Annotated in this window: 16 protein-coding genes; 9 read left to right on the top strand and 7 right to left on the bottom strand. The window is 67.1% G+C overall.

All coding sequences use genetic code 11. The annotated features are described in order from the left end of the window. Window positions 1-4: 4 nt before the first annotated feature. The 4 genes from ACRVY7_RS07780 (at window position 5) to ACRVY7_RS07765 (ending at window position 1636) form a co-directional block, all read left to right on the top strand. Window positions 5-430 (top strand): arsenate reductase ArsC, encoded by a 426-nt coding sequence (locus tag ACRVY7_RS07780; RefSeq protein ID WP_005193686.1) that lies wholly within the window; start codon window positions 5-7, stop codon window positions 428-430. Next, on the top strand, window positions 427-888 hold the full coding sequence (locus tag ACRVY7_RS07775) for an arsenate-mycothiol transferase ArsC (protein ID WP_431816624.1): 462 nt from the start codon (window positions 427-429) through the stop codon (window positions 886-888). Before ACRVY7_RS07780 ends, ACRVY7_RS07775 begins: the two co-directional genes overlap by 4 nt. A gap of 155 nt (window positions 889-1043) precedes the next feature. Further along, window positions 1044-1406 (top strand): Rv2640c family ArsR-like transcriptional regulator, encoded by a 363-nt coding sequence (locus tag ACRVY7_RS07770; protein WP_005193682.1) that lies wholly within the window; start codon window positions 1044-1046, stop codon window positions 1404-1406. 35 nt (window positions 1407-1441) lie between these two features. Then, the gene (locus tag ACRVY7_RS07765; protein ID WP_328715116.1) at window positions 1442-1636 is read left to right on the top strand and encodes a hypothetical protein; all 195 of its coding nucleotides are present in this window, start codon (window positions 1442-1444) and stop codon (window positions 1634-1636) included. Between the two features lie 80 nt (window positions 1637-1716). On the opposite strand, the gene ACRVY7_RS07760 is transcribed toward ACRVY7_RS07765, so the two are convergent. Then, window positions 1717-1980 carry a hypothetical protein gene (locus ACRVY7_RS07760; RefSeq protein ID WP_431816623.1) on the bottom strand — a complete coding sequence of 88 codons (264 nt, stop codon included), beginning with the start codon at window positions 1978-1980 and terminating at the stop codon, window positions 1717-1719. Next, window positions 1977-2573 (bottom strand): class I SAM-dependent methyltransferase, encoded by a 597-nt coding sequence (locus ACRVY7_RS07755; RefSeq protein ID WP_005193680.1) that lies wholly within the window; start codon window positions 2571-2573, stop codon window positions 1977-1979. Before ACRVY7_RS07755 ends, ACRVY7_RS07760 begins: the two co-directional genes overlap by 4 nt. Before the next feature lie 92 nt (window positions 2574-2665). Here ACRVY7_RS07755 and ACRVY7_RS07750 point away from each other — a divergent pair, with 92 nt between their 5' ends. The 4 genes from ACRVY7_RS07750 to ACRVY7_RS07735 all read left to right on the top strand — a co-directional run bounded on the left by ACRVY7_RS07750 (window position 2666) and on the right by ACRVY7_RS07735 (window position 6502). Then, window positions 2666-3067, top strand: a complete 402-nt coding sequence (locus ACRVY7_RS07750) for an ArsR/SmtB family transcription factor (protein ID WP_431816622.1) — start codon at window positions 2666-2668, stop codon at window positions 3065-3067. Then, window positions 3064-5052 (top strand): heavy metal translocating P-type ATPase, encoded by a 1989-nt coding sequence (locus ACRVY7_RS07745; RefSeq protein ID WP_431816621.1) that lies wholly within the window; start codon window positions 3064-3066, stop codon window positions 5050-5052. Before ACRVY7_RS07750 ends, ACRVY7_RS07745 begins: the two co-directional genes overlap by 4 nt. A gap of 13 nt (window positions 5053-5065) precedes the next feature. Then, window positions 5066-5581: a signal peptidase II gene (locus ACRVY7_RS07740; RefSeq protein WP_005193672.1), complete on the top strand. Its 516-nt coding sequence runs from the start codon at window positions 5066-5068 to the stop codon at window positions 5579-5581. A gap of 267 nt (window positions 5582-5848) precedes the next feature. After that, a complete protein-coding gene (locus ACRVY7_RS07735) occupies window positions 5849-6502 on the top strand; it encodes a DsbA family protein (protein WP_006360542.1) in 654 nt (217 codons plus the stop codon). A gap of 9 nt (window positions 6503-6511) precedes the next feature. Here the strand turns inward: ACRVY7_RS07735 and ACRVY7_RS07730 are convergent, their stop codons facing one another. From ACRVY7_RS07730 to ACRVY7_RS07710, 5 genes are all read right to left on the bottom strand, one after another. After that, complete coding sequence (locus tag ACRVY7_RS07730) at window positions 6512-7720, bottom strand: IS110 family RNA-guided transposase (RefSeq protein ID WP_005193666.1); 1209 nt, start codon at window positions 7718-7720, stop codon at window positions 6512-6514. Window positions 7721-9365: 1645 nt separating this feature from the next. Then, entirely contained in the window at window positions 9366-9683 is a 318-nt protein-coding gene (locus tag ACRVY7_RS07725) for a hypothetical protein (RefSeq protein ID WP_431816620.1), read from the bottom strand. Window positions 9684-10088: 405 nt separating this feature from the next. Then, window positions 10089-11039, bottom strand: a complete 951-nt coding sequence (locus tag ACRVY7_RS07720) for an ArdC-like ssDNA-binding domain-containing protein (protein WP_431816619.1) — start codon at window positions 11037-11039, stop codon at window positions 10089-10091. A gap of 364 nt (window positions 11040-11403) precedes the next feature. Then, window positions 11404-11769, bottom strand: coding sequence for a hypothetical protein (locus tag ACRVY7_RS07715; protein WP_431816618.1), 366 nt, complete (start codon window positions 11767-11769; stop codon window positions 11404-11406). Between the two features lie 807 nt (window positions 11770-12576). After that, window positions 12577-13479, bottom strand: coding sequence for a hypothetical protein (locus ACRVY7_RS07710; RefSeq protein WP_431816617.1), 903 nt, complete (start codon window positions 13477-13479; stop codon window positions 12577-12579). A gap of 149 nt (window positions 13480-13628) precedes the next feature. Here ACRVY7_RS07710 and ACRVY7_RS07705 point away from each other — a divergent pair, with 149 nt between their 5' ends. Beyond that, the gene (locus ACRVY7_RS07705) at window positions 13629-16640 is read left to right on the top strand and encodes a Tn3 family transposase (protein WP_005203168.1); all 3012 of its coding nucleotides are present in this window, start codon (window positions 13629-13631) and stop codon (window positions 16638-16640) included. Window positions 16641-16647 lie beyond the last annotated feature (7 nt).

Raw genomic sequence — 16647 nt, 5'->3', positions numbered from 1 at the left:
TTTCATGTCTTCCTCTCGACCTAGCGTGCTGTTCGTGTGCGTCCACAATGCTGGCCGATCGCAGATGGCCGCGGGGTTCCTGACCGCTCTCGGCCGGGGCAGTGTCGAGGTCCGCTCCGCCGGATCTGCTCCCGCCGACTCGATCAATCCCGCCGCTGTCGAGGCGATGGCTGAAGTCGGTATCGACATCTCCGCGCAGTCACCGAAGATCCTCACCCCCGACACGGTCGAATCCTCCGATGTGGTGATCACCATGGGCTGTGGCGATGCATGTCCAGTGTTCCCCGGCGTCAGGTACCGCGATTGGGCCCTCGACGACCCGGCCGGTCAAGGCATTGATGCGGTCCGCCCGATCCGCGATCAGATCCGCGGGCTCGTCGAGGACCTGCTCGACGAACTCGTACCCGCCGACCAGCAGGTCGGCCGGTGAGCACGACACCGCAGGTGCTGTTCGTGTGCGTGTCCAATCGCGGCAAATCGGTGATGGCCGAACATCTCACACCGACAGTCACCGCCCGGATCACCCCATCCTCGGCCGGCACCAGCGCGAAGATCGGCGGCCAGGTCAACGACCTGTCCGCCCAGGTGCTCGCCGAAGTCGGCGCCACCGTGGACGGACATCAGCCGCGCCAACTCACCGACGAACTGATGCAAACTGCAGATCTCGTCGTGGTGGTCGGCACCGCCGACGTCACCCCACCCGACGGCGTCGCCCTCGAGGTGTGGAACACCGACGAACCCTCCGAACGGGGCATCGACGGCATCGAACGGATGCGGTTGATCCGCGACGACATCACCGCGCGGAGTTTCAGCGGCGGCTCGACGACCGCGAAATTGGCGTATCCCGGCTTGCGTTTGGCCGGGGTGGTGTTGAACAGCTTGGAGTAGAACTCGATCGCGGTATCGAGATCATCGACGTTGAGCGCCAACTGCATACGGGACATGACCATCACCTTCACCTGTGAGACATATATCGAACTGCGGTCACTCTGCAGCGTGCCCACCTTTTCGACATATGTCAAGTAGGGGCGTACGATCTGGTCATGCCGAAGCCCTTGCCGATGGTCGACATCAGCGCCCCGATCTGCTGCGCACCGGTATCGGCGGCACCGCTCGATGACGACACCGCGCTGCAGATCGCGTTGCGGCTCAAGGCGCTTGCCGATCCCGTTCGGATCAAGCTCGTCTCAATCCTGCTTACCGACACCGGTGACGGGACCTGCACCTGCGACCTCGCGACCGCGGTCGGCCTCACCGAAGCCACCACCAGTCACCACCTGGGGCAGCTCCGCAAAGCCGGCATGGTCACCCCCGAGCGCCGCGGCATGAACGTCTACTACCGAGCGCAACCGGACTCGTTGGAAGCACTACGCAACGTTCTCAGCGCTACGACGGGTTGCTGTTGAACGGCGACGGCACGAACTGAGCGAGCCTTATCCGGGTGTCCTTTTGGCAGGCCAACTCCGGTGTCTTTCAGCAGGTCAGCGAGCATGGCGAGCAATCCAGCTCGGCTGGTGGCGGGCAGATCGGATCGGTGATCACGGCGTGGCCGGCGCCGGCGAGGGCGGTGATGCGGGCGGCGACGTTCACCGCGTGCCCGAACAGGTCTCCGTCGCGGACGACTGCGCTGCCGTAGTGGATCGATCCCGGCGCGTAGGGCGATGAATCCGTCTTGACCGGCGGCCGCGGCCGCGGGGGCGGTGATCGTGGCGAGGATCACTTGGGGGGCCGTCGGCGGTGAGCATCACCGCATCGCCGATGGCCTTGACCAGCCGCGTGCCCGGTCGTAGAGCCTGCCTGCCAGGTCTGAGAGGCCAACCGTATGGCCAGTTCTGCGGCTTCCTGGTCGCCGCAGAACTCGGTGAACACGCTGTATCCGGCGAGGTCGACGAACGCCACCGCGACGTCACGCTGCTCGAGCTCGGCGAGCTCGTCCGAGGGCGGGCCATGGTGATGCCCGTGCAGTGGTGGCGTGGTCATCGGTCACCGGCACGGCGGGCACGGAACCGGGCGAGCGCAGGGTTCTCGCGGACCGTGATGTCGGTCAGAGGCAAAGACGTCAGGCGCAGGCGGAGTTCGCCACGGGGGATGAACCGGTGCGGTGCCCCTTCGAGGTTGTGCAGCAGCCGCGCCGGTGCGCTGCCGAGCAGGTCGTAGCCGACCAGCATTCCGCCGGGCGCGAGCACTCGGGCGGCCTCGGCGAGTGCGCGTTCCCAGTCGATGACGTGGTGCAACATGATGAACGAGACGACGGTGTCGAAGCTTCCGTCCTCGAACGGCAGGGCTGTGGCGTCGGCGACCTGGGCGTGAGCGCGGGCCCCGAAACCCTGCAGCCGATCGCTGGCGGCGGCGACCATGACCGGGTCGAAGTCGGTGACGGTCACATCCACGAGTTCGTCGGGGTTGGTGGTGAGGATCTGTTCGGTCATCGCGCCGGCGCCGCCACCGATTTCAAGGACCCGGCCTCGGGGATGGATGCCTTGCAGCGCCCACGGGAGTACCCACCTGCCGGTGGCCGCCTGCCACGGTGCGCTGCGGCAGAACAGAGACTCGATCGTCGACATCGACGGCATACCAACAGCTCCCACCATCTCGCCCGGCCGCGCCTGCTGCCACTTCTTCGTGATGATTCGATTACAGCACACAATGCCGCTATCATCGTCATATGACGATGAATGAGTGTTTGGTGGCGACTAGGGCGGACCTCGATCCCGCGGTGGCGTTGTTCCACAGCCTCTCCGATGGGACCCGTCTGGCGATCGCAACCCGCCTCGCGCACGGTGGCGAGGCCCGGGTGGCGGATCTGATGGCGGAGCTGGGGTTGGCGCAGTCGACGGTGTCGGCGCACGTGGCGTGCTTACGGGACTGTGGGCTCGTCGAAGGCCGCCCGCAGGGGCGGCAGGTGTTCTACAGCCTGGCCCGACCGGAGCTGATGGACGTGCTCGCCGCCGCCGAAACCCTCCTGGCAGCGACCGGAAACGCGGTTGTGTTGTGCCCGAACTACGGCACCGAAGCCACCACCTCCTGCGCCACAACGGGCGACACGAAGGCGGGGGTGCGGCGATGAGCGACGCATGCGGATGCGGGCACGACGAACCGAGCAGTGAGGACGAGCAGGCTCCGGAGCACTGGTGGCAGGTGCGGGAGCTGCAGGCTGCCGCCGCGGCCGCGGTGTTCCTGCTCGCCGCGTACATCGTCAGCTGGTCCGGCGGCTCCGAACCGGTCGCGCTCGCCCTGGAGTGGGTGGCGCTGCTGATCGGGGCGTGGACATTCGTCCCCTCGACCCTGCGTCGGTTGGCGAAGGGCAAAATTGGCGTCGGCACCCTGATGACGATTGCTGCGGTCGGCGCGGTGATCCTCGGCGAGGTCGGTGAAGCCGCGATGCTCGCTGTGCTGTTCTCCATCAGCGAAGGCCTTGAGGAGTACGCGGTCTCGCGCACCCGCCGCGGGCTGCGGGCGCTGCTGAATCTGGTCCCGGACTCCGCGACCGTGCTCCGCGACGGCACCCCGGTCACCGTCTCCCCGGCGGAATTGGCTGTCGGGGACCAGATGTTGGTCAAACCCGGCGAGCGGATCGCCACCGACGGCACCATCACCGAAGGCCGCACCGCACTGGATGTTTCGGCGATCACCGGTGAATCCGTGCCTGTCGAAGCCGGACCCGGCACGCAGGTCTACGCCGGGTCGATCAACGGCACCGGCGCCCTGAGCGTGCATGTCACCAGCACGGCGGAGAACAATTCGCTGGCCAAGATCGTGCAGATCGTCGAGGCCGAACAGTCCCGCAAGGGCGACGCCCAGCGCCTCGCCGACCGGATCGCCAAGCCCCTGGTACCGGCGATCATGATCTTCGCTGCCGCCATTGCGATCCTCGGCTCCCTGCTCGGTGACCCGGCCACGTGGATCGAACGGGCCCTGGTCGTGCTCGTCGCCGCGTCGCCGTGTGCGCTGGCGATCTCTGTGCCGGTGACCGTGGTCGCCGCGATCGGCGCCGCCAGCAAGATCGGCGTCCTGGTCAAAGGAGGTGCCGCCCTCGAAGCCCTCGGCCGGGTCCGCACCGTCGCCCTCGACAAGACCGGCACTCTGACCGCGAACCGGCCCACCGTCGTCGACATCGCCACCACCCCCACCGACACCGCTGCTCCTAGCACCGGGAGCAGCGTCGGTGGCGGCGAGCGCACTCCGGGCCAGGAGCGGGTGCTCGCCGTCGCCGCGGCGCTGGAAGCGCACAGCGAACACCCGCTCGCCCGCGCGATCCTCGCCGCCCACGGCGAGACCACCGCCGCGCGCGATGTGCAGGCTGTTCCCGGGGCCGGCCTGACCGGCCTCGTCGACGGACGGCCCGCGCGGCTGGGCCGTCCCGGCTGGATCGAGTCCGGCCCGCTCGATGAGCGGGTCGCGGCCATGCAGGCCGGCGGCGCCACCGCCGTCCTGGTCGAACACGACGGTCAGGTCATCGGCGCGGTCGCCGTCCGTGACGAGCTTCGCCCCGAAGCCGGCGCGGTAATCGAGCACCTGCACCGCATCGGCGCCACGGTCGCGATGCTCACCGGCGACAACACCGCCACCGCCAACGCGCTGGCGAAGATCGCCGGCATCGACGACGTACACGCCGACCTCCGCCCCGAAGACAAGGCCCGCATCATCGGCGACCTCCGAACGAACTCGTTCACCGCGATGGTCGGCGACGGCGTCAACGACGCTCCCGCCCTGGCCACCGCCGACCTCGGCATCGCCATGGGCGCAATGGGATCGGACGTAGCGATCGAAACCGCCGACGTCGCCCTCATGGGCGAAGACCTCCGCACCCTCCCGCAGGCACTCGATCACGCCCGCCGCGCCCGGAAGATCATGCTGCAGAACGTCGGCCTGTCCCTCGCCCTGATCGCGATCCTCATCCCTCTCGCGCTGTTCGGGATACTCGGCCTCGCCGCCGTCGTCGCCGTCCACGAACTCGCCGAGATCGTCGTCATCGCCAACGGAGTCCGCGCCGGCCGGGTCAAAGCGCTAGCCCGGGCGAGGACCGGAACTGGCAGCGGACTCCGTCCGTAGTGACGGTCGGGCAGTGATCACCGCGGTTCCGGTGGCGCACCGCCGCGTACGCCTCACACGGCGGTGCGGGCTGCTGGCCGTCGCTGTCGGACTCGCGGCCACCGATCTGGCCGTCAAGGCATGGGCCACAAGCGCGCTCGCGGACGGCGCAGTCATCGGAACGGGGCCGGTGCAGCTGCGGCTGGCATTCAATCCGGGCGCGGCGTTTTCGATCGCCGCCGATGCCCCGGCATGGGTGCTGCCCACAGTCACCGGAATCATCACCTTCATCGTCGCGGTCACCTCCTGGCGGATGGCGCCAGGCACCGGGCACCTCGGGCGGCTGGGGTTAGCAGCGATCCTCGGCGGGGCAAGCGCCAATCTCATCGATCGGTTCCCCGACGGAGTGGTCACTGACTATCTCCACACCGGTTGGTGGCCAACGTTCAACCTCGCTGACACATTCATCGTCGGCGGCGCTGCCATCTTGATCACCCTCACCGCATTCAGGAGTCCCGACGAACGAGCGCAGCATTCACCCGAGCGCTGACCCCCCCCCGATCCGGCGCAGGGCCCGGCTGGCCGCGCTGGTCACTGCCCGGCTCACCGTCTGCCCGGAGTCTCGATGGTCCGCTCCCAGAGGAAACGCCAGAGACTCCTCGCTGCCGGATACAGAATCTGATCCGCTTGTAGCGCGCACCCATGAAGACTGAGAACAGACATCAGGTTCATACATTCCGGGCGCTACCCCGAAGGCAACCCCCGGCCTGATGAGACCGATCCTCATTCCCGCCGACATCGCCTCTACGTTGAACGTATGACCAGACCAACCAAGTTCGCGTGGGCGTTCTTCGTAACCATTATCGTCGGTATCGGAGTCGCCGTCCTCGTCGATCAGGACACTTCCACACCCGCCCCGTCCGATACCGCCGCGGTGTCTGATCTGGTGGCCCGGCCCGACAGTCATCGGCTGACGTCGCCTGCGCAGAGCCGGGCGCAATTCGTCGAGTTCCTGGACTTCGAGTGCGAAGCCTGCGGAGCCATCTACCCGGTCATCGAGGATCTGCGGCGAACCTACGGCGACCGCGTTACGTTCGTCGTCCGCTACTTTCCGATGCCCGGACACTTCAACGCCGAACGTGCTGCTCGCGCGGTCGAAGCCGCCGCCCAGCAGGGGCGGTTCGAGCAGATGTACCAGCGCATGTTCACCACCCAAACCCATTGGGGCGAACAGCAAGTCCCCGCTGACGACCTGTTCCGTAGCTTCGCCGTCGACCTCGATCTCGATATGGCGGCCTTCGACACGGTCTACAACAGCCCGGCCACGCTCGAACGGATCCGCGCCGACGTCGCTGACGGTCTGGCTCTCGGGGTCCAAGGCACCCCCACATTCTTCCTCGACGAGAATCGGCTACAACCGAACACGATCGACGACCTCACCGCGGCGGTGCGTGCAGCGGCGTCTGAATGATCTCAGGGGCTAGGCGGCAGCCTCCGCGATGGGCGGGCCGGCGCCCCTCGGAGTCCATTCTCGGCCATCACGGATGAGTGCCCACACAACATCAATCAACCGTCTGGCCAGCGAGATGAGCGCATGCACGTGAGAGCGGTTCTCGCGTCGTTTGCGCTGGTAGAACTCCCGTGATGGTCCGTCGCGTTGCGAGCTGTTGAGTGCGGCCATGTAGAACACCTTCCGCAGACCCCGGTGGTAGCGCTGCGGTCTACGCAATGTGCCCCGCCGGTTACCTGAATCATGCGGGACGGGAGCAAGACCGGCGTAGGCAGCCAGTTTGGCAGCCGAGCCGAACGACGTGAGGTCGCCACCAGTGAACGCGATGAGTTCGGCACCACTTCGGGTGCCGATACCGGGTACGGATTCAAGAATCCGGGCGTGGCGGTCTCGGCGGAACACCTCGGCGATCTGTTTATCCAGGTAGGTGATCTGGCGAGTGAGCGCCATCAGCGAGGTAGCCGCCTGCTGCACCAGCAATGCCGTGGTCGCCTCACCAGGCAGAGCGACGGTCTGCGCGGCCGCGGCGGCACGCGCCTTGCTGATCATCTTCGGGATGGTCGGCCGGCGGACTCCTTGACCGCGTAGGTGGTCGTAAATCTCCTCGTCGGAGACCCCATCAATCGCCGACGGTGTGGTGAAGCGGGTGACGAACGCCAAACCAGTCAACGTCGAGTAGTCGAAGCACCGTTCGAGACCGGGGAAGATGCGGGTCAGCAGGCCGCGCAGTCGATTGATGCCTCGTGTGCGTTCGGTGACCAAGTCGCGGCGATGCCCGGTCAACAGGTCGAGTTCGATCGCGACGTCATCAGGGACCGCGACCGTCGCGAGATCACCACGCAGGCGCGCGGTCTGGGCGATCACCACCGCGTCGCGGGCGTCGGTTTTGCCTTCGCCGGCGAAAGCGCCGGTCATGCTGTGCACAACGCGACCAGGTACATAGCGAATGTGTTGGCCGCGGCGGGACAACACCCCTCGGAGGAGGGCCGATTCCGGCGCGGTCATGTCGATCGCCCACACCACCGATTCGACACGGCACGCCTGGTCCACAATCGCTTCGATGGCCGCCTGATCGTTCGGTACCCGACGTGACCACAGCACCGTCCCCGCGTCGTCCACAGCGGCGGCGTGGTGTGCGTGACGGCCGACATCGATTCCTACCCAGATTGTTTCGACCACATGAACCTCTCTGCTCGAACCTGTTGACCTCGTCAGGGGTTGTTTCGCCGGCGCACCTTTACACAGCGACAAGTTCGCGAACACTTCTCAATCAGCGGCCGAAACGACCCGTCACGGTCCGGGGTGGCCTTCCACGCCGAGCCACCGAGGGCACACAGGTGATTGTCGAGCCACGCCCCGAACCGCGGACGAGCGTCCGAGGCGACCGCCCCGGACGTACTCCAACGTAAAGGTGATTGTGCGGGAGCGACGCGGGTCCGGGAGGGCTTGGTGTCGCGGTAGCACTAATTTTTTTCTGACGCAGCGAGAATTGGAAAAGTAGGACCGTTAAATGTGGTCATATTTCTTCACACTGGGCAGTGCCAATAACGTCCAGATCGCAGATGTTCCGAAGGTGATGAGGGCTAGGACTAATCCCACAAACCAGTCGTAGCCGTCGGCATTGTTTCTGAACCACACGCTCCCTGCGGCGGAGACAAATAGGGGAAACAGAACGTTCATGTAGGCGATTTGAAGAAACGAACGAGCGTTAAGATACCATTGTCCAGCTTCGTCAGGTTCGATTCCGATTAGTGCTGACGTTTTGACAAACCGCTGAAGGAACCATGACCGCGAGCTATCGTCTCGTAGGTCCACCAGGTCTGACCGCAGGTTTCGCCAGTTGGCGACAGTGACAGCGATAGCGACGCATATTGCTGGTATAACGATTGCGGGCTGCGGTATAGAGGCTTCTTCTGCTATAGCCCTAGATGCTACTACCGTGAGCGTGTATAGCGGGAGCAGCGAACGGAGAACCGCTTGTCTCTTCCATGGGGCTCGGGCATCTTGCCACGCACCGGAGGACCATTTGAAAACTAGTCGCATTGGTAGGAATAGGAAGAGAAATATTCCTACTCCAGCTGCTAGATACTTGACTGCCTCCACGAATGCCCCCGATATGTAGTATGCGTGCGGGTTTTATGGTGTCATCCGGCCCGGCGTAGCCGGGCTGTGTGTCGGGTTGGGCCGCGTAGCGGCGGCGGTTTGGGTGCGACCGGAGGGAGCTCCTTTGGCAGTGCACCTGGGCTGGGCCGCTGGTGTGGCGGCCCCGCCTGGGTGTTCAGGGGGTCCAGCGGCCGGGGTTGACGGATTGCTGGTGGCCGGCGATTCGGGCTGCGAGGTTGGCTGCTTTGGCGAGGAGGTGCCAGGCGTCGTGGGGGTCGTTGAGTCCGTGGTACCAGTCTCCCCAGTTGGCCCAGTCGAAGTTGCGGTTGTTGTCGGGGTAGTCGGCGATGGTGACGTGGATGGCGAGGTCGATGGCGGCGAAGTAGGTGGTGGTTGGTGATGTGTCCGGCTTTGAGTGCTCCGTCGCCGATTCGGGAGAGTGGGTCGACGGGGCTTTCGGGGTCGCCGGCGATGTAGTCGGCGGCGTCCCAGAGCAGGGCGGTGACGGTTCCGTCGATCAGGGCGCTGTGGGAGTGGGGGGTGTACTGCATGGCAGGTCCTTTCGTCTGTGTCCGCTGGTTGTGGACGTCGAAAGACGTCAACAGAGCACGGCCCCCACCGGGGCCGTTCCGATGCCTTACCGCCCAGGCCGGGCAGATCCATCGAGCAGGGCCTAAGCCTCCCGCCACCTGGGTTGTCCGGGTGACGGGAGGCTTCGTTGCTATTGCTTGGTGAGGGTGTAGCCGAGTGTGTCGGCGAGCATCTCCAGCAGGTTGTGAGCGTTGGGTAGGTGGGCGGCTGCCATTCGGGCTTCGACTCGTTCGCAGTCGGCCTCGTTGCCGCATTCGCATTCTTCGCTGAGGGGACGGTCGAGGCTGGAGTCGAGGGCGTAGCCGTCGAGGCAGCTGGGGTCGATGACCCAGGCGTCGCGGCCGTCGGGGTGGCGCATGAGGTAGACCTTGACCGATTCCTCGATGTAGTGGGCTCGGGGATCTTCGTTGTCGCGGCGGCGGTACTTGATGTCGTCGGTGTACTGCATGGCAGGTCCTTTCGTCTGTGTCCGCTGGTTGCGGACGTCGAAGACGTGGCGGACCGGCCGGGGTGGGCTGTCAACCCCGAAGAGTCAGGCGCGCCGGAGACCAATTTCGGTGCGAGCGCAGCGAGTGTGGGTGCCGAAATTGGTTGGAGCGCACGGTCGGAGCGCAGCGGAGGACGGGCGGTAGCCGCCTGGCGTGGGTTGACAGGTCGGGTCCCGAGTCGGTCAGGCTTGGTCGACGTGCGCGCGTGTTAGGTGACCACCCACCCAACTGGGAACCGTCCCGGTTCGGTGGCGCAGCGCAGCGGAGACACCGGACCGGACAATGCAGTACGGCCCGCTCGGGGCCGTTCCGCTGCCCGCGCCTGATCGCCGGTCGCCCTGGGTAGGCGACCGGCGGGTACCGGGTCAGGCGGCGACTTCGTCGGTGTCGTCCTGGTCTTTGGTGTCGGGGTCGAGGGCGGCGGCGATGCGGCGGGATACCTCGAGGACGCGGGCGGCGGTGTCGGCGATGACCTGGGGGTCTCCTTCGGACCATCCGGCGATGTAGCCGATGCTGTAGTTGCTGGTGTCGACTCCGAGCATTCCGGCGGTGATGTAGGCGACGGATTCGGCTTCGACTTCGCAGCGGCCACGGTGGGCGATGTAGTCGGCGGCTTCGATGTCGGTGTGCATGAGGGCGTGGGCGGTCTCATGCAGCATGGTTTTCGCGGCTTGGGCGTCGGTGAGGTTGTCGGCGACGACGATTCGGCGGGTGCCGTCGGTGGTGGTGTACCCGTTCGTGCCCTCCTCGGCGATCTGTTCGCGGGTGACGGTCCAGCCCTGGGCGGTGATGTAGTCGGCGGCGCGGGTGTAGATGTCGGCGGGGTCGTCACCGATGAGGGTGTGGGCGGGGCTGGCCAGGTCGACCCATGCGCGGGCGTTGGGGTTCTTTTTGCGCATCCAGTCGGTGACCTCGGTGATGGGGTCGGTTTGGGCGATGTCGAACACGGACAGGATCGGGTAGGTGGCGATCTTGCGTTCGGTGTCGTCGCCGGTTTCGGGGTCGGTGTCGGTGATTTTGCGTGAGCTGAATCCGCGGATCCGGATCGCCTTCTCACCTTTGCGGACGTGGCGGCCGAGTTCGAGCCACTTGTTGTATCCGGCGACCTGGGAGGCGTCGGGGCGCTGGGCGATGATGAGCATCAGGTTGTTGAGGCTGTAGGCGTGAAACTTGGTGGCGTAATCGCAGAATGCGGCCCATTCGTCGGTGTCGGTGAGTGCGGCGACTTTGTCGGTGATGGTGGCGTGCAGCTGCGCGGCGAGTTCGCGGCGCGCGGCGGCGCGGTCTTCGCGGCTGGTGGTGGCGGTACGGGCCATGGTGGGTGCCTCCCTGCGGTGTCGGCCTCGGCGGGCCGGTGCTTTGTTTGACACCTGCCATCTCTTTGCCGGCGGGAGGCCGGTGCAAGGGTGTTCACAGCGACAAAAGTTGCCCGGGCCGTAGGCCTGGAACCCGTAGGGCGGGCCAGTTTTTCGCGGCCCTTGTCGCCGCGCCGACCAGAGGTAAGAGACTGGTGGGGGTCAGCAAAGCAACCCCAGTTCAGATGGGGTGCGGCGTAGCCACTCCGCTGATCTGTTCGTTCGATGTCGGGCCAACTGGTCGACTGGTCGAGTGGTCGAGTGGTCGAGGACGCACAGACCTCGGGCGGGGCCGCCGTGGTGGCGACCCCGACCCGCTGCCCGGTCAGGGGGTCCAGCGTCCCGGGGTGATGTGGGCTTCGAGGCCGGCGATCGGGGCTGCGATGCCTGCGGCGTAGGCGAGGATGGGCCAGGGCTCGGTGAGTACCTGCTGCCAGGCGGCCCAGTCCTCGTCGGCCCCGATCGTGGCGGCCAGCCGGGGGTGGCGGTCGGCGGCGACCATCGTGGCGAGCTCGACGGCGGCGGCGCCCCGTCGGGCTGTGGCCTGCCCGGCGGCGATGATGTGGAGGCCGGCGTCGTGGATGGGGTCAACCGTCTCGGGGTTGGTGGCGGCGAGGTCGGCTGCTGCCCAGAGGATGTGGGCGACGCTGCCCTCGGCGGCGGCGGTGACGGTGTGAGCGATGTAGTCCATGATGTGGCCTCTCGGTTGTGGTCCGGCCCGGTGTGGCGGACGTCGAGAGACCTGGGGGACCGGCGGGGGTGGGCTGTCAACCCCGAAGAGGCAGGCGCGCCGGAAACCACTTTCGTCGTACGAGCGTAGCGAGTGAAAGTGGTTGGAGCGCACGGGCGTAGCGCAGCGGAGAACGGGCGGCAGCCGCCTGGTGTGGGTTGACAGCTCGGGGGTCCCCGTCGGTCACACTTGGTCGACGTGCGCGCGCAAATTGGTGACCACCCACCTGACTGGGAATCTTCCCGGGTCGCCGGCGGAGCGCAGCGGAGTCGGCGGGCCGGGACAATGCTGTGCGGCCCGTGGGCCGCTCCGCTGCGCCCGGTGTCGGCGCGCGGTTCAGCCGGTGATCTGTCGGCAGTCGCGGCATTCCCATTGGCCGGCGATGAGGACACAGAGGCGGCGTTGTTCGCACAGCCAGCAGGTTTGTCCGGGTTTGGGCTGTTCGCCTGGCCTCGACGGCACGCAGCCGGTCGGCGGCTGCCTCGAGGCGGGCGTGGCGCTGGGCGCGGTAGGCGGCGTGTATCGCCTGGTCGCGGGCGATTTGGGCGGCGGCGGTCATCGGTTGCCCGTCGGGGTTGTGGCGCAGCATCGGGCCGAAGTCGCGGCGGCATTGGCCGCAGGGGTGGCCTTGGGTGTCGGTGGGGTTCGCGCAGCCGGGCAGGGCGCAGCGGGGAAACAGTTCGCCGGTGATGGTCATCGGGGGGCACCTGTTCGGGGTAGTCGGGGTGGTGGGCCGCGACCGGGAGGGGTCGCGGCCCACCGTGGGGTCTAGTCGAGGGGCACGTCGGCGGCGTCTTTCTCCCCGGCGATGACTTGCTCGACGTCGGAGAGGGTGTAGCCGGTGACCTCGACCAGGAATCGCAGGTAGTCGGCGCGAGCGCGGACGGTGCTGCCGAGGTAGTTCCGGTCGGTCACGTTGCGCCAGGCGTCTTTCCACATGTGCGCCTCGCGCGCGGCCAGAGCGATCCCGAGTCCGATGATCTGGGCGCGGTCAGCGGTGCTGGCCTGCTCCAACAGGTCGGCGGGCTGGCCGCCGAGGATCGTCGCGGCGATCTCGGCGGCGTTGCCCTGCATGCTGTTCGCGCCGAACATGTCGTGATGGGCGTGCATCGAGGTCGCGATGAACGTCGCAACCTTCGGGGCGCTGCCCTTGGGCAGGGTTTTGCGGGCCAGCCACGCGGTCAGCTTCTCGATCCGCACCTCGCGGGCGGTCGCGCTGGCGGCGTTGAGGACTCGCACTCGGCGACGTTCCTGCTTCTGCGCCTCCTTCTCGGCGGCGCTGACCTCGGCGGCGGTGGCCGCATTGCTCGGGGCGCTGTAGCTGTAGGCGCGCTCGATGAGGCCGAGGTCGTCGCTGCCCAGTACGTACCAGGTGGTTTCGACCTCGCGGGTGACGTGGCGGGTCAGCGTGCGCGGGTCGAGCAACCCGTCCTCTGGCTGGTCGTCGGCGGGAGCGTCCTGGTCGTCTTCGTCGTCGTCGAGCAGGTCGAAGTCGATGACGTGTTCGGGAACCTCGTTGCCCTCGGCGTCTGTCCACGATTCGGTGTCATCGGCCCACACATAGGCCAGCCGGTTGGCGACCGGCACGTCCTCGATCCGGGCTGCAGCACCGGCTGCGGTCTCCAACCGGTCGATCCTGCGGGCCTGGTTGTAGCTGGGTTGGCGGGTCACCGGGGTCCCGGTAGTAATGGCGCAAAAAACAACGAAGTTCGCGTAGTGCCTGGTCAGCGGCGATTTCTCGGTTCGGGCTGCGGGCCGGGGTGGTTGGTGCTTGGCTTGTCTGCCGATGAGGTTGGTCGGCGTGTTGGAGGCTGGGGTTCGTGGCGACGCGGGTATTCGCGGACGAGGAGTTGCAGCGCCTGCGGGAGTTCCCGGAGATCAGTCGTGAGGAGTTGTTCCGGTACTTCACGCTGACCCCGGCGGATCTGGCGTTTGTTGCTCCGCAGGGTAGGGGCCCTGCGGTCCGTCTGGGCCTGGCGGTGGCGTTGTGCACCTTGCCGTGGCTGGGGTTCGTGCCGGACAAGGTGCCGTCGGCGCCGCCGGTGGCGGTGGCCCGGCTGGCGGATCAGCTGAATATCGATGCAGCGCAGCTTCGTTCGTATGGCAAGCGGGCGCAGACGCGGACCGAGCATGTGCGGCTGGTGGCCCAGTATCTGGGGTGGCGGCCTGCCGGGGCGATGGAGTTGAAGGAGCTGGATGAGTTTCTGCTGGCGCGGGCGATGGAGCACGATTCGCCGACGCTGTTGTTCCGGCTGGCGTGTGAGTACCTGATCTCGGCGCGGGTGATCCGGCCGGGCCCGGAAACGGTGGTCCGCCGGGTCGCGCACGCTCGCACGCGGGCGCAGCGGGAGACCTACGACCGGTTGGCGCGCGAGTTCACGCCGCAGCGGTGTAAGGAACTGGATGCGTTGCTGGTCGTCGACCCGTCGATCGAGATGTCGCGGTTGCGGTGGTTGTCGACCGGCCCGGTGGAGGCGTCGGCGACCGCGGTGAAGGCCGAGGTCGAGAAGCTGGTGTTCCTGCGCAACCTGGGCGCGGATGAGCTGGACATGTCGGTGCTGCCGGCGGAGCGGCGGCGGTTCCTGGCGACGGTGGGCCGCCGCTTGACGGGCCAAGCCCTCGAACGCCGGGATCCGCAACGCCGCTACCCGATTCTGCTCACCGTGTTGGCGCAGTCGGCCACCGATGTGCTCGACGAGGTGGTGCAGCTGTTCGATCAGGCGATCTCGGCCAGGTTGAGCAAGGCCGAACGCCGGATGCGCGACGAGCTGGCCGAGCGCGGTAAGGCCGGAGAGGATCGGCAGGGGTTGCTCGACGACCTGCTGGCGATCGTCTGTGACCTGCAGATCCCCGACGAGGAGATCGGCGGCCTGATCCGGGGCGATCGGATCGGATGGGAGCGGTTGCGGGCCGCGGTCGCGCAGGCCAAGCCTCGGCTGCCGCGCGATCACGGGCACCTGGCCGCTCTGGACAGCTCGTACTCCTACCTGCGGCAGTTCACCCCGCAGGTGCTGTCGACAGTCCGGTTCGCCGGCGGCACCGCCGCGACCGAGCTGCTGATCGGGGTGCACATGCTGCGGGAGCTGAACGCGACCGGTACCCGCAAGGTGCCCGACGACGCGCCGACCGGGTTCGTGCCGACGAAGTGGCGCGGCTACCTCGACGAGGCCCGCAAAGCCGGTAACACCACCGCCTATCGGCACTACTGGGAGCTGTGCGTGCTGCTGGGGCTGCGTGACGGGTTGCGCAGCGGGGATGTGTTCGTGCCGGGGTCGCGCCGCTACGCCGACCCGGCCGCGTACCTGCTGACCCCGCAGGCGTGGGAGCCGCAGCGTGACGAGTTCTGCCGCCTGGTCGGCAAGTCCGCTGATCCCGCTCGCGCGCTGGCGACCGCCACCGACGAGCTCGACGCCGCTATGGGCGAGTTGGAGAAGGTGCTCGCCGGCGGCGACGGGCCGGTCCGTCTCGATGAGGCCGGTGACCTGGTGATCTCACCGCTGTCGGCGGAGGATGTGCCCGCGGAGGCGACGGCGCTCAAGGCCGAGCTGACGGAGATGCTGCCGTTCGCGCCGATCGTGTCGCTGCTGATCGAGCTGGACAAACGCACCGGCTACCTGGACTGCTTCACCCACGCCGGCGGCAAACAGGCCCGCAGCCCGGAGCTGAAACGCAACCTCATCGCCGTCCTGCTGGCCTACTCCACCAACCTCGGGCTGACCCGAATGGCCGAGGCGTCGGGCCTCTCCTACGACATCCTGGCCTGGACCAGCGAATGGTATGTGCGGGAGGAGACGCTGCGGGCGGCGAACCTGACGATCATCGACTACCACCAAAGGCTGCCGCTGACCCCGGTCTTCGGCGCCGGCACCCTGTCGTCGAGTGATGGGCAACGGTTCCCGACCCGCGGCAAATCGGTCACCGCCAGAGCGTTGAGCCGCTATTTCGCGAACGAAGGACTGAGCACGTATACCCATGTCACCGATCAGCACGCCACCTACGGCACCAAGGTCATCGTCGCGACGAGACGCGAAGCTCACTACGTGCTGGACGAAATCCTCGGCAATGCAACGGATCTGCCGATCACCGAGCATGCGACCGACACGCACGGCGTCACCCTCGTGAACTTCGGGCTGTTCGACCTGCTCGGATTGCAGCTCTCGCCCCGCATCCGGGACCTGGGCCGGATCACCCTGTATCGGGCGGCGCCTCGGGCCCAGGTGGAGTCCGCGTTCCCGCACGCCGGGCCGCTGCTGACCCGCAAGCTGAATCTGGATCTCATCGCCGAGCACTACGACGACCTGCTCCGGCTGAGCGGGTCGCTGAAGTTCGGGCACGCCACCGCGTCGCTGCTGGTCGGCAAGCTCTCCGCGTCGGGCCGGCAGAACGCCCTCGCGGCGGCGCTCAAGGAATACGGGGCGCTGCGGCGCACGATCTACGCCGCCCGGTACCTGTCCGACCCGGGCTATCGGCGCAAGATCTCCCGACAGCTCAACAAGGGCGAATCCCTGCACGCGCTCCGCCGCGACCTGCTCTACGCGCACGAAGGCGCCGTGCGCGCGAGGCACCTGGAGGGACAGACCGAACAGGCATGGTGCCTCACGTTGGCGACCAACGCCGTCATCGCCTGGACCACAGAGTATTACGGGCTGGCGACCGAACAGATGCGGCGGGCCGGGCGGCGCATCGACGACGAGGTGCTGACGCACATCTCCCCGGCCCACAGCGAGAACATCAACTTCTTCGGCGCCATCGAGGTCGACATCGACGCCGAACTCGCCCAGCTCGGCCCCACCGGGTACCGGCCGCTGCGCGTGCGGGACACCCTGTTCTGACCCGCAG

Origin of the sequence: Gordonia jacobaea (genome assembly GCF_965344965.1) — a bacterium.
Classification (GTDB): Bacteria; Actinomycetota; Actinomycetes; order Mycobacteriales; family Mycobacteriaceae; genus Gordonia; species Gordonia jacobaea.
Note: the sequence above shows the minus strand (reverse complement) of the source record. Positions and strands in the feature narration are given on the sequence as shown.

Bases quoted from the DNA above. Each gene is read 5' to 3' on its own strand.
- ACRVY7_RS07770 (WP_005193682.1), top strand. From the start codon at position 1,044: ATGCCGAAGCCCTTGCCGATGGTCGACATCAGCGCCCCGATCTGCTGC.
- ACRVY7_RS07745 (WP_431816621.1), top strand. From the start codon at position 3,064: ATGAGCGACGCATGCGGATGCGGGCACGACGAACCGAGCAGTGAGGAC.
- ACRVY7_RS07725 (WP_431816620.1), bottom strand. From the start codon at position 9,683: ATGCAGTACACCGACGACATCAAGTACCGCCGCCGCGACAACGAAGAT.
- ACRVY7_RS07780 (WP_005193686.1), top strand. From the start codon at position 5: ATGTCTTCCTCTCGACCTAGCGTGCTGTTCGTGTGCGTCCACAATGCT.
- ACRVY7_RS07715 (WP_431816618.1), bottom strand. From the start codon at position 11,769: ATGGACTACATCGCTCACACCGTCACCGCCGCCGCCGAGGGCAGCGTC.
- ACRVY7_RS07735 (WP_006360542.1), top strand. From the start codon at position 5,849: ATGACCAGACCAACCAAGTTCGCGTGGGCGTTCTTCGTAACCATTATC.
- ACRVY7_RS07750 (WP_431816622.1), top strand. From the start codon at position 2,666: ATGACGATGAATGAGTGTTTGGTGGCGACTAGGGCGGACCTCGATCCC.
- ACRVY7_RS07760 (WP_431816623.1), bottom strand. From the start codon at position 1,980: ATGACCACGCCACCACTGCACGGGCATCACCATGGCCCGCCCTCGGAC.
- ACRVY7_RS07720 (WP_431816619.1), bottom strand. From the start codon at position 11,039: ATGGCCCGTACCGCCACCACCAGCCGCGAAGACCGCGCCGCCGCGCGC.
- ACRVY7_RS07755 (WP_005193680.1), bottom strand. From the start codon at position 2,573: ATGCCGTCGATGTCGACGATCGAGTCTCTGTTCTGCCGCAGCGCACCG.